Annotated in this window: 10 protein-coding genes; 6 read left to right on the top strand and 4 right to left on the bottom strand. The window is 70.5% G+C overall.

From position 1 onward, the window contains the following. Positions 1 to 18: 18 nt before the first annotated feature. The 3 genes from ACFWPA_RS17835 to ACFWPA_RS17825 are packed head-to-tail and all read right to left on the bottom strand — an operon-like array spanning position 19 to position 3,641. The gene (locus tag ACFWPA_RS17835) at positions 19 to 1,452 is read right to left on the bottom strand and encodes a VWA domain-containing protein (protein WP_378506517.1); all 1,434 of its coding nucleotides are present in this window, start codon (positions 1,450 to 1,452) and stop codon (positions 19 to 21) included. A gap of 9 nt (positions 1,453 to 1,461) precedes the next feature. After that, the gene (locus tag ACFWPA_RS17830) at positions 1,462 to 2,343 is read right to left on the bottom strand and encodes an AAA family ATPase (protein ID WP_378506516.1); all 882 of its coding nucleotides are present in this window, start codon (positions 2,341 to 2,343) and stop codon (positions 1,462 to 1,464) included. Positions 2,344 to 2,366: 23 nt separating this feature from the next. Further along, complete coding sequence (locus ACFWPA_RS17825) at positions 2,367 to 3,641, bottom strand: glutamate-5-semialdehyde dehydrogenase (RefSeq protein WP_378506515.1); 1,275 nt, start codon at positions 3,639 to 3,641, stop codon at positions 2,367 to 2,369. A 326-nt stretch (positions 3,642 to 3,967) separates the two neighbouring features. Between ACFWPA_RS17825 and ACFWPA_RS17820 the strand changes: the two genes are divergently transcribed. The 3 genes from ACFWPA_RS17820 (at position 3,968) to ACFWPA_RS17810 (ending at position 8,245) form a co-directional block, all read left to right on the top strand. Continuing rightward, on the top strand, positions 3,968 to 5,443 hold the full coding sequence (locus ACFWPA_RS17820) for an MFS transporter (RefSeq protein ID WP_378506514.1): 1,476 nt from the start codon (positions 3,968 to 3,970) through the stop codon (positions 5,441 to 5,443). A gap of 45 nt (positions 5,444 to 5,488) precedes the next feature. After that, positions 5,489 to 6,379: a ribokinase gene (locus tag ACFWPA_RS17815; protein WP_378571284.1), complete on the top strand. Its 891-nt coding sequence runs from the start codon at positions 5,489 to 5,491 to the stop codon at positions 6,377 to 6,379. A 75-nt stretch (positions 6,380 to 6,454) separates the two neighbouring features. After that, entirely contained in the window at positions 6,455 to 8,245 is a 1,791-nt protein-coding gene (locus ACFWPA_RS17810) for an AMP-dependent synthetase/ligase (RefSeq protein WP_378571282.1), read from the top strand. Positions 8,246 to 8,254: 9 nt separating this feature from the next. Here ACFWPA_RS17810 and ACFWPA_RS17805 read toward each other — a convergent pair whose 3' ends face one another. Further along, positions 8,255 to 9,481: an amidohydrolase gene (locus ACFWPA_RS17805; protein WP_378506511.1), complete on the bottom strand. Its 1,227-nt coding sequence runs from the start codon at positions 9,479 to 9,481 to the stop codon at positions 8,255 to 8,257. A 107-nt stretch (positions 9,482 to 9,588) separates the two neighbouring features. On the opposite strand from ACFWPA_RS17805, the gene ACFWPA_RS17800 reads away from it, so the two are divergent. The 3 genes from ACFWPA_RS17800 to ACFWPA_RS17790 form a co-directional block, all read left to right on the top strand. Further along, complete coding sequence (locus ACFWPA_RS17800) at positions 9,589 to 11,685, top strand: RecQ family ATP-dependent DNA helicase (RefSeq protein WP_378571280.1); 2,097 nt, start codon at positions 9,589 to 9,591, stop codon at positions 11,683 to 11,685. A 167-nt stretch (positions 11,686 to 11,852) separates the two neighbouring features. Next, a complete protein-coding gene (gene ectA / locus ACFWPA_RS17795; protein WP_378506509.1) occupies positions 11,853 to 12,422 on the top strand; it encodes a diaminobutyrate acetyltransferase in 570 nt (189 codons plus the stop codon). Next, positions 12,423 to 12,658, top strand: a 236-nt coding sequence (locus ACFWPA_RS17790; RefSeq protein WP_378571278.1) for an aminotransferase class III-fold pyridoxal phosphate-dependent enzyme, incomplete at its 3' end; no start/stop codon positions are given.

Raw genomic sequence — 12,658 nt, 5'->3', positions numbered from 1 at the left:
ACTTCGCAGCCGGGGAGGTCAGACCGGCAGCAGTCCCGACACGACCGCGGCGAGTTGCTGCGCGTTGCGGCATTCGTGCATCGGAACGACGTCGGCGTACACCGGCGCCGCCGAGTCGCCGTGCCCCCACTGCCCCCTCGGCTCGGGATTCAGCCAGTGGGTGTGTTTCGCGACGGTCGCCAGGTGACCGAGCGCGGCCACGTTGGTGTCCCGGTAGTTGTTGCGGGCGTCGCCGAGGATCAGCAGCGACGTCCTGCCGGTCAGCGTGTGCGCGTAGCGTTCGGCGAACACGCCGATCGCGTTGCCGTAGTCGGAGTGCCCGTCGTAGGCGATCAGGTCGGCCTCCCGGATCATCCGGGACATCGACGAGCCGAGATCGGCGCCCGCGTCGAAGAAGCGGGTGACCTCGTCGGTGGTGTCGATGAACGCGAACACCCGCACCCGGGAGAACTGTTCCCGCAGCGCGTGCACCAACAGCAGGGTGAAGTTCGAGAACCCGGCGACGGATCCGGAGACATCGCACAGCACCACCAGTTCCGGGCGGGCAGGACGCGGCTTGCGCAGCACCAGCTCGATCGGGACGCCGCCGGTCGACATCGACTTCCGCAGCGTCCTGCGCAGGTCGATCGCGCCGGCGCGGGCCCGTTTGCGGCGGGCGGCGAGCCGGCTGGCAAGCTTGCGGGCCAACGGGGTGACGGTGCGCCGCAGGGTGACCATCTCGGTGTCCGACGCGCGCAGGAAGTCGACCTCCTCCGCGAGTTTCGGCACCCCGTAGGTCGCGACCCGCTCCTTGCCGAGTTGTTCGGCGGAGCGGCGCCGCGTTTCCACCTCGACCATCTTCCGGAAGTCCGCGACCCGCTGGGCCGCGGTCCGGCGGGCGATCTCGGTGGCGTAGTCGCCGGCCTCACGTTCGGACCGGTCGGCGTTGCCGAGCAGCCCGTCGAGGATCCGCGAGACCAGCGTCTCGGGCGCCACGTCCCGCAGCGCCTGGTAGGCGGAGAAGGACGGGCCCTTCGCGGACTGGTACTGCCCGAGTTGCTCGACGAGCCGCGCGGTGAGCAGTTCGATCCGGGCGAGCGCCTCCGGCGAGCCGTCGACGAGCAGACCCGCGATCAGTTCCCGCAGCGCCTCGAAGTCGACCTCGCCGCTGTCGCCGCGGGGAATGTCGATATCCACCCCGCTGGTGCGAACGCCGAGCCCCGCCGGGAACCACAGGTCGAACAGCGCATCGTAGGTCGCGCGGTGGGTGGGCCTGCGCAGTAGCGCGCAGGCGAGACCCTCCCGCAGCGCCTCCCGGTCGAGGAGATCGAGCACCGCCATCACCCGGCCCGCGTCGACCGTCTCCGAGGGGCCGACGGCGATACCGCGCGTGCGCAGCGCCTCAACGAAGTCGACGAGATGCCCGGGCAGCCCGTACGGCGCTGCCGGGTGGTGTCCGGGTGCGGCGGACATCGGGGGTGCCTAGTTGAGCCGCAGCTCGGCCGCGGCCCGCTGCTGGTCCGACTGATGTTTGAGGATGACACCCATCGTGGTGCGGATCGCGTCGTCGTCGAGGGTGTCCATGCCGAGGGCGAGCAGGGTACGCCCCCAGTCGATGGTCTCCGCGACGGACGGCAGCTTCTTGAGTTGCATGCCGCGCAGGACGCGGATGGTCCGCACCAACTGGTCGGCGACCGCCTCCGGCAGTTCGGGGACCCGGCTGGCGAGGATCCGCCGTTCGAGGTCGGCGTCCGGGAAGTCGAGGTGCAGGAACAGGCAGCGCCGCTTGAGCGCCTCGGACAGCTCCCGGGTGCCGTTCGAGGTGAGGACGGTGAACGGCTTGCGGGTGGCGGTGATCGTGCCCAGTTCGGGGACGGTGACCGCGAAGTCGCTGAGCACCTCGAGCAGTAGGCCCTCGATCTCGACGTCGGCCTTGTCGACCTCGTCGATCAGCAGCACGGTCGGGTCCTCGCGCCGGATCGCGGTGAGCAGCGGGCGGGACAGCAGGAACTCCTCCGCGAACACGTCCTGCCGGGTGTCCTCCCAACTGTGTTCCGCGCTGGACTGGATCCGCAGAATCTGCTTGGCGTGGTTCCACTCGTAGAGCGCCCTCGCCTCGTCGACACCCTCGTAGCACTGCAAGCGGACCAGTTCGGCGCCGGAGGTCTGCGCCACCGCCCGCGACAGTTCGGTCTTCCCGACACCGGCCGGGCCCTCGATGAGCAGCGGCTTACCCAGCCGGTCGGCGAGGAACACCGCGGTCGCGGTGCCCCTGTCGGCGAGATACCCGGTCTCGGCGAGGCGGGCGATGACGTCGTCGACGCTGCTGAACACGGGAGGGGTTGCTGGGAGCGCTCGATCCACGGTGGGAGCCTTTCGTGCAGAGGTCAGGCGGGGCGGGTGTGGCCGTCGCCCCACACCACCCACTTGGTCGAGGTGAGTTCGGGCAACCCCATCGGTCCGCGGGCGTGCAGCTTCTGGGTGGAGATCCCGATCTCGGCCCCGAACCCGAACTGCTCGCCGTCGGTGAACGCGGTGGACGCGTTGACCATCACCGCTGCGGCGTCGACGCGGGCGGTGAACTCGCGTGCCGCGGCCAGATCGGCGGTGACGATGGCCTCGGTGTGGCCGGTGCCGTAGCGGTCGATGTGCTCGACGGCCGCGTCCAGGTCGTCGACGACGGCGAGCGCGACATCGAGGGTCAGGTACTCCTCGGACCAGTCGGCGTCGGTGGCTGGGACGAGGCCCGGCAGGTCCCCGTGCACGGTGACGCTGTTGCTCTGCAGCACCTGCAGCAGCCGCGGGACCGCGACGTCGGCGATCGCCGCGTCGACGAGGATCGTCTCGGCGGTGTTGCAGACGCTGGGCCGCCGCGTCTTGGCGTTGATGACGATCCGCTCGGCCATCTCGAGGTCCGCGGCCGCGTGCAGGTAGACGTGGCAGTTGCCGACACCGGTCTCGATGGTGGGCACGGTGGCGTCCCGGACGACGGCGCCGATCAGGCCGGCGCCGCCGCGTGGGATGACGACGTCGACGAGACCGCGGGCCTGGATCAGGTGGGTGACCGAGGAGCGGTCCTCACTCGGCAGCAGCTGCACGGCGTCGGCGGGCAAACCCTGGGCCGTCAGCGCGTCGCGGAGCACCTCGACCAGCGCGGCGTTGGAATTCTTCGCCGACGACGACCCGCGCAGCAGCGCCGCGTTGCCGGACTTGAGGGCCAGCCCGAACGCGTCGACGGTGACGTTGGGCCGGGCCTCGTAGACCATGCCGACCACGCCGAGCGGCACCCGCAGCTGCCGGATCTCGAGTCCGTTGGGGAGGGTGCTGCCGCGCACGACCTCCCCCACCGGGTCGGCGAGGCCCGCGACCTGACGGAGCCCGGACGCGATGCCGTCGATCCGGTCGGCGGTCAGCCGGAGCCGGTCGATCAGGGACTCCTCGGTGCCCGCGGCGCGCGCGTTCTCGACATCGGCGGCGTTCGCGACGAGCACGGTGTCGGTGGCGGCGAGCACGGCGTCGGCGGCGGCATGCAGGGCCGCGTCCTTCTGCGCCGTGGTCAGCAGTGCCAACGCGCGGGACGCGACGCGCGCCCGACGCGCGGCCGCATGCACCGCCTCCCGGATGTCGTCGGTCACCTGCGCAGTCTCGTTCACGGCCGTCATGGGTACAGGGTAACGATCGCCCGATGCCGGGGTCGGCGGCGGCGTGCCCGGAGACCGCGGAGTTCGACACCAGCACGATCGATTGTTAGCGTTGCTTCGTTCCGCGCTGGTGGCTCCGAACCATGCGCCCGTCCGACATACGGTGCACCGGAAACGGTTTCGGAGCAGTGCCGCGAGCCAGAGCCATCCGACGGGGGTCGGAGTGAGCCACAGGGCCGCGCGCCGCCGACACCCGACCAGCGCCGCCGCCGAGCGGGCGACGAAAAGATGCGTGCATCAGGTGCGTGCCCCGCTGGTGCGGCACCTGCGCCGAGGAGCGCACACACATGACCCGACAAGCCCAGATCAGCAGCAGCGAGATCGCCGCATCGACCGAGGTCACCGTCGTCGACGAGACCGCCGTCAAGCGGGCCGTCAAGGCAACGATGCTCGGCAACGCCATGGAGTGGTTCGACTTCGGCGTCTACGCCTACCTCGCCGCCACCCTCGGCAAGGTGTTCTTCCCGGAGGCCGGGGGCATCACCCAGCTGCTGTCCACGTTCGCGATCTTCGCCGCCGCCTTCATCGTGCGACCGCTCGGCGGCCTGTTCTTCGGGCCACTCGGGGACCGGATCGGCCGCAAACGGGTGCTCGCGACCACGATCATCATGATGGCGGCCAGCACGTTCGCGATCGGGTTGATCCCGAGCCATGCGTCCATCGGCGTCGCGGCCCCGGTGCTGCTGGTCCTGTTCCGGCTGCTGCAGGGCTTTTCGACCGGCGGCGAGTACGGCGGCGCCAGCACCTTCGTCGCCGAGTACGCGCCCGATCGTCGGCGCGGCTACTTCGCCAGCTTCCTCGAACTCGGCACCCTCGTCGGCTACGTCGCCGCTGCCACCCTGGTGACGCTGATCCAGGCGCTCACCACGGACGACGCGCTGGTCGACTGGGCGTGGCGGATCCCGTTCCTGATCGCGGGCCCGCTCGGCCTGATCGGGCTGTACCTGCGCCTGCGCCTGGAGGAGACACCCGCCTTCCGGGCCTTCGAGGAATCGCGCGCGGACACCACCGACCGGCCGGAGCAGGTGAGTGCGCTCGCGAAACTGCGGGAGATCGTGACCGGCAGTTGGCGCCCGATGGTGCTGTGCATCGTGCTCGTCGCGACCTACAACATCGCGCACTACGGCCTGCTCACCTACATGCCGACCTACCTGTCGAGCACGCTCGGGTACGACGAGACACACGGTCTGCTGCTGATGATCGTGGTGATGGTCGCGATGATGGCCGTGATCACCCGGGTCGGCGCCCTCTCCGACCGGGTGGGCCGAAAGCCGCTGCTGCTCATCGGTTTCATCGGGTTCTTCACCCTGTCACTACCCGCCTATCTGCTGATCGGTCAGGGTGGCTACCTGCCGGTGATCGTCGGACTCGCGACGCTCGGTGCGCTGCTGCTGCTGTTCGTCGGCGTGTTCCCGTCGGTCCTGCCCGCACTATTTCCCACCGGGGTCCGGTACGGCGCGCTCGCGATCGCGTACAACCTCGCGGTGTCGCTGTTCGGCGGCACCACCCCGCTCGCGATCACCGCGCTCGAGGGCGCGACCGGGAGCAATCTGGTTGCGCCGATCTACATGATGGGTGCTGCACTGATCGGCGGGGTGGCGGTCCTCCTCATCCCGGAAACCGCCCGCCGCCCACTCGAGGGCTGCGCACCCGCCGTGGAGACCGAGTCCGAGGCGCGAATCATCCTGCGCCGCATCCGCACACGAACCGCACGGGCAACGTCCGGACTGCCGCGCCGTGCGGTGCCGGCCGACCACACCTGAGCGATCGCCGCGCGGAGGCACCGGCCAGGGACCTACCCTGGGCCGATGTCCCCGCGTGTGACCGTCCTCGGCAGCGTCAACATCGATCTCGTCACCACCACCCCGACCCGCCCGGCGGGCGGCGAGACGGTGCTCGGCACCGGCTTCACGACCGGCCCCGGCGGCAAGGGCGGCAACCAGGCAATCGCCGCGGCGCGCGCAGGCGCACGGGTCGCCTTCCTCGGCGCGGTGGGCACCGATGCCTTCGCCCCGCAACTCCGCGACGCGCTTGAGGCGGGCGGGGTCGATGTGACGCTGCTCCGGGAGGCGTCGGGCCCGAGCGGCGTCGCCGCGATCACCGTCGACGCCGGGGGTGAGAATTCGATCGTCGTCGTTCCCGGCGCCAACGCCGCCATGGAGGCGCTGACCGACGAGGAACTCGACCGGATCGCGGGCTCGGACGTGCTGCTGTGCCAGTTGGAGATCCCGCTGCCGACGGTCACCGCCGGCGCCGCCAACGCCCATGCCGCAGGAGTCACCGTGTTTCTGAATCCGTCACCGGCGCAGCAGCTTCCGGATGCCCTACTCGACAACGTCGACGTCCTGATCGTCAACGAGACCGAGGCCGTCCAGCTGGGTGACGCCGCCCTGGCCCGGGTGCCGCACCTGATCACCACCCTCGGTGGTCACGGCGCCCGCTGGCGCGGACCGGACGGCGCCGCCGTGCCCGCCGCAGCGCCCGCCGTCGCCGTCGCCGACACGACCGGCGCGGGCGACGCGTTCGCGGGCACGCTCGCGGCCTGTTGGCACCTCGGGCCCGCGACGGCCCTGCGCCGCGCCGTCGCGGCAGGCGCGCTGGCGACCACCCGCCCCGGCGCGGCCGCGTCCTCCCCCACCGCCGCCGAGGTGGACGACCTGCTCGCGCGACACCCCGGCCCCAATCCGGCGCGCCAGTAGTTCGCGTGGCATAGCATCGCCCCACCGCGGCCCGAGTGAGCCAGATCACAGGTCGCCGATCGGGACGGAGCACGGATGAACCGAACAGTTGCGGGCCCCACCCTCGCGGACCTCGCGTTCCGCGCCGCCGACGCGTACGGCGACCGACCCGCCGCGCAATGGCAGGACGCGCCGGACCGGTGGGACCAGTTCAGCTACCGCGACCTCGCCGACCGGGTGACGGATTTCGGCGCGGGCCTGATCGACCGCGGCCTCGACGCTGGCGACCGGGTCGCGGTCCTGGCCACGACCCGCCCCGACTGGTCGATCGCCCACCTGGGGATCGTCGCGGCAGGCGGCGTCCACGTGTCGGTGTACCCCACCAACGCCGCCGAGGAGTGTGCGTGGGTGGTGGGCAACTCGGAGGCCCGCGGCATCGTGTGCGAGAACGCCGACCAGGTCGCACAGATCACCGCCGTCCGAGACCGGCTTCCCGCACTGGAGTGGATCGTGATCCTCGACGGTGCGGCGGAGGGCGCAACCGGGGCCGACGAGATCCGCCGCCGCGGCCGGGCCGCCGGCGCCGAGAAACTCCGCCGCCGCGCGGCCGCCGTCGAGCCTGCGGATCCCTACGTGTTCATGTACACCTCCGGGACGACCGGCCCGCCGAAGGGCTGCGTGCTCACGCACGGCAACTACCGCGCGATCATGACCGCGAACCTCACCCTCGACGAACTCGAGGGTGACACCTCCGACAAGGACATGGTCCTGTACCTGTTCCTGCCGCTCGCGCACGCGTTCGCCCTGCTGTTCCAGCTCCTCACGTTCGACCGCGGCGGCATCATCGCCTATTGGGGCGGTGACACCACCCGGATCGTCGCCGAGGTGATGCAGACCCGGCCCACCCACCTGCCCTCGGTGCCACGCGTGTTCGAGAAGGTGTACACCCTCGCGGTCGGTTCCAAGCCTGCCGAGGAACGGGACCGCATCCTCGCCGCCGCGGCGCTCGGCGTCCGGGTCCGCGACCTGGAGCAGGCCGGCGAACCGGTCCCCGACGATCTCCGGGCCGGGTTCGACGCCGCCGAGTCCGCCCTATTCCAGGGCGTGCGGGCGCTGTTCGGCGGGAACCTCGACCTGGCGATCACCGGTGCGGCCCCGATCTCGAAGGACATCCTGGAGTTCTTCTACGGCTGCGGCGTCCCGCTGATGGAGGGCTTCGGGATGACCGAGACCTCCACCGGTGCAACGGTGAACACCACCCGACACCACTGGTTCGGCACCGTCGGCCGCACGCTGCCCGGCGTCGAGGCGCGGATCGCCGACGACGGCGAACTGCTCCTCAAGGGCGCGAACATCTTCCAGGGCTACTACAAGATGGCGGACGCGTCGTTCGGCGCGATCGTCGACGGATGGCTGCACACCGGCGACCTCGCGTCGATCGACGGGGACGGCTACGTCTCGATCATCGGCCGCAAGAAGGACATCATCGTCACCTCCGGCGGCAAGAACCTGACCCCGGCGAACCTGGAGAACGACCTCAAACGGTCGCCGTGGATCAGTCAGGCCGTGATGTACGGCGACCGCCGCCCCTACCCGGTGGTGCTGGTGACCCTGGACCCGGAAACGGTGCTGCCATGGGCGCAGGCACAGGGCCTGCCGGACACGATCGCCGCCCTCGCGCAGCATCCGTCCGTCGTCGACCTCGTCCGGCAGGCGGTGGACGCCGCGAACGCGGCACTCGCACCCCCCGAACAGGTCAAGAAGTTCACCATCGCCCGCCGCGACCTGTCCCAGGAGACCGGCGAGCTGACCCCGACGCTGAAGATCAAACGGACGGTGGTCTGCGCGAACTTCGCCGCCGAGTTCGAGGCGATGTACGCGGACTGAGGCGCGAGGTCAGTCCAGCCACTCCAGCGCGGCCGCCACCAGCGCCGCAACCCCGGTGTCCAGGGTGGGGCGGATCACCGGGGCGAACCGCGGGGAGTGGTTGGACGGCAGCGGCGTTCCATCGGTTGTCTCGAATCCGCCGATGAACCAGTAGGCGAGCGGAATCCCGAGTTCGGTGGCCAGGTCGCCGACATCCTCGCTGCCCGCGACCGGGCCGATCTCGAACACCTTGTCGTCGCCGAGCAGCCCGCGCAGCGCCCCGAGCGTCCGGCCGGTCGCGTCGGGGTCGTTCACGGTGAGCGGAAAGCTGTTCAACTCGGTGATCTCCGGCCGCTTCGGTGCGCCGGACGCGTCCGCCTCGGCGTTCGCGATCCGGGTGATCCCGGCGGTGAGCTGCTCGGCGACACGGGTCTCGAACGCGCGGGTGTTGACCTTGAGCACCGCCTCGTCCGGGATGACGTTTTCCTTGGTGCCGGACTGGAACGACCCGACGGTGACCACGGCGGGGTCGGTGGGCGACACCTCCCGCGAGACCAGGGTTTGCAGCCGCAGCACCGTCGACGCACCCATCACCACCGGATCAATGGCCTGGTCGGGCATCGACCCGTGCCCACCGCGTCCGAACATCCTGATCTGCACGCTGCTGGCGGCCGCCATCGCGGTGCCCGGGCTGGCGAATACGGTGCCGACCGGGCCGGGCATCACGTGCTGTCCGAGCACCACCGACGGCGCCGGGATCACCGAGTACAGCCCGCCGTCGATCATCGCGCGGGCACCGTCGCCGAGCTCCTCCGCAGGCTGGAACAGCGCGATCAGCGTCCCCGACCAGTGTTCGCCCCCGCGGGCGAGGAGGTCGGCGGCACCGAGCAGGCAGGCGACGTGCATGTCGTGCCCGCAGGCGTGCATCACCGGCACCGTCTCCCCCGCCGCGGTCACCGCGGACGCCGTGGACGCATAGTCCAGGCCGGTGTCCTCCCGAACGGGCAGGGCGTCCATGTCCGCACGCAGCAGCACCACCGGGCCGTCCCCGCGCCGCAGGACCCCGACCACGCCGGTTCCGCCGATGCCGCCGGTCACCTGATAGCCCGACGCCGCGAGACGCTCCGCGACGAGGGCCGCGGTGCGGTGCTCGGCGTGCGACAGTTCGGGGTGCGCGTGCAGGTGCCGATACAGGTCGGCGAGATCGTCGGCGATGGCGTCGAATCCGGCGAGGACGGGATGCGCGGTCAGGTTCATCGTCCAGGCGTACCATGCCGGTTCCGCGTTCGCGCGGATCACGCCGCCGATTCCCCAGCCGGTTCGCCCGGTCGAGCGTGTCGGTCCCGTCCGGCACGATGGACGGCATGACCTCAGCGACCACCGATCTCCGTGCCGACGCCGAAGCCCTGCTGCGGGAACTCGCGGGCCCCGCCGCCCGGCTGCGGGACGACCAGTGGCTGGCCATCGAGGCGCTGGTCGTGCACCGGCGGCGCGCCCTCGTCGTGCAGCGCACCGGCTGGGGCAAGTCCGCGGTGTACTTCATCTCCGCGAAACTGCTCCGGGCCAGGGGTCACGGCCCGACGGTGATCGTGTCGCCGCTGCTCGCGCTGATGCGCAACCAGGTCGACTCGGCGCAGCGCGCCGGGGTGCGCGCGGCGACCATCAACTCCGGGAACATGACCGAGTGGGACGAAATCCACCAGCGCATCGCGGACCGCGAGGTGGACGTGCTGCTGGTCAGCCCGGAGCGGCTGAACAACCCGGATTTCCGGGATCAGGTGCTGCCCTCGCTCGCCGCGGACGCGGGCCTGGTGGTCGTCGACGAGGCCCACTGCGTCTCCGACTGGGGCCACGACTTCCGGCCGGACTATCGCCGCATCCGCACCCTGATCGCCGAACTCGGTGACGGGATTCCGGTGCTCGCCACCACCGCGACCGCGAACGACCGGGTGGTCGCGGATGTGTCGGCGCAGCTCGGTGTCGGCGGCACCGAGACACTGGTGCTGCGCGGCGGCCTTGAGCGGGAGTCGCTGTCGCTGTCGGTGGTTCGCATCGACGAGGCGACGAAGCGTGCGGCATGGCTGGGGCAGCGCCTGAGTTCGCTGCCCGGCTCCGGGATCATCTACACCCTCACGGTGTCGGCGGCGCGGGAGCTCGCCGAGCTGCTTACCGAGCAGGGGCACGCGGTCGCGGCATACACCGGGCAAACCGAAACCGCGGAACGCGAGCAGCTCGAATCGGACCTGCTCGGCAACCGGGTCAAGGCACTGGTCGCGACGTCGGCACTCGGGATGGGCTTCGACAAGCCGGACCTCGGGTTCGTCGTGCATCTCGGCGCTCCCTCGTCGCCGATCTCGTACTACCAGCAGGTCGGCCGCGCAGGCCGGTCCACCGACCGAGCCGAGGTCGTGCTGTTGCCCGGACATGAGGACCGGCAGATCTGGAGCTACTTTGCGTCCGTGGCCTTCCCTCGCGAGCCGGTGGTGCGCCGGGTGCTTGCGGTCCTCGACCCGGAACGTCCGCAGTCGACGCAGGCGCTCGAGCCATTGGTCGAGCTGAACCGGTCCCGGCTGGAGATGGTGCTCAAGGTCCTCGACGTCGACGGGGCGGTACGCCGGGTGCGCGGCGGCTGGATCGGCACCGGCCAGCCGTGGGAGTACGACGCCCCGCGCTACGAGCGGCTCGAGCAGGCCAGGACGGCCGAGCAGCAGGCGATGATCGACTACCAGAGCACCTCGATGTGTCGGATGGAGTTTCTGCGCCGCCAACTCGACGACCCGCTGCTCACCGACGCACCCGCGCCGTGCGGACGCTGCGACACGTGCACCGGGGCCACCGTCGACACCAGCGTGGATGACGACGCGGTCACCCGGACGCGGGCCCGTCTCGACCGACCCGGAGTCGACCTCGCGCCCCGCAAGCAGTGGCCCACCGGTCTGTCGAAACTGGGAATCTCGTTGTCCGGGAAGATCACCGACGGACCGGAGACCGGGCGGGTGATTGGCAGGCTCTCCGACCTCGGCTGGGGCCCGCGGTTGCGTTCGCTGCTCGACGCGCCCGACGGCCCGATCCCGGACGCCGTCGTCGACGCCGCGATCCGGGTCCTCGCCGCCTGGGACTGGGAGGTGCGTCCGGCGTCGGTGGTCGCGCTCGAGTCCGAGACCCGGCCGCAGCTGGTGGCGTCGCTCGCGTCCCGGCTCGCCGAGGTCGGCCGGTTGACCGACCTGGGCGTCCTGCACCGCACCCCCGGCCACCCGCCGGTGTCGGCGGCGAACTCGGCGTATCGGGTCGCCGGGCTGGTGGGCGGATGGACCGCGCCGGACCTGGCCGCGGTGGAGGGGCCGATCCTCCTGGTCTCTGATGTCACCGACACGGGGTGGACCCTGACGGTTGCGGCACGGGAACTGCGGTCCGCCGGGGCCGACGGGGTCCTCCCGTTCGCACTCGCGAGCGTGAGCTGAATCCGCGTTCGCGGGCAATGGATATCGCCGGAAACCGCCCCGGCGATACAGCAATGTGACACACCTCACAACCACTGTCTCACCTGCATCGAAACAGTCGTGTCGCAACCGGTCTCGAACGAAGGAGGTGAAACCGTCACGCTCCCGTTGTTACGTTCGGATTGCATATGAGCCCAGCAACGGAGAGCAGTACCCCAACCCTGTCACCTCAGCCGCCGACACCGATGGACGTCCCGAGGCACGAGACGGTCGCCTGCCGCAGGCCGACGATCGCGGACGGAACCAGGATGTGGGAGATCGCCCGCGACTCGCGCGTGCTCGACCTCAACTCCAGCTATGCGTACCTCATGTGGTGTCGGGACTTCCACGACACTTCCACCATCGCCGAAGTCGACGGTGACGTCGCCGGATTCGTCACCGGATTCGTCCGACCGGACGACCCGCAGACCGTGTACGTGTGGCAGGTCGCCGTCGACGAGAACGCCCGCGGACGAGGGGTCGCCGCCGCGATGCTCGGCAATCTCCTCGATCACCTCGCCCACCAGGGCGTCACCCGCCTCGAAACGACCATCAGTCCGGACAATTTCGCGTCCATCGCGTTGTTCACGGCGTTGGCCCGCAACCGCTACACCTCGATCACGAAGCGAGAACTGTTCACCCCCAGTCACTTTCCCGATACGCATGATTCCGAAGAGCTCTACGTCGTCGGGGACGAGAGCACCGAAGGAGCGCGATAGATGACCACCGCAATCAACACCAGCATTTTCACCACCCTCGAGTCCGAGGTCCGCAGCTACAGCCGGTCCTGGCCGACCGTGTTCGAGTCCGCCCGCGGAGCATGGCTGCGGGCCGAGGACGGCCGCGAGTACCTCGATTTCTTCGCAGGCGCAGGCGCACTCAACTACGGACACAACAACCCCGTCCTCAAACGCGCCCTCATCGACTACCTCGAATCCGACGGCATCACCCACGG

The sequence above is a fragment of the Rhodococcus sp. NPDC058505 genome (assembly GCF_042720095.1).
Lineage (GTDB): Bacteria > Actinomycetota > Actinomycetes > Mycobacteriales > Mycobacteriaceae > Rhodococcus_G.
This window is presented reverse-complemented; position numbering and strand designations above follow the sequence as displayed.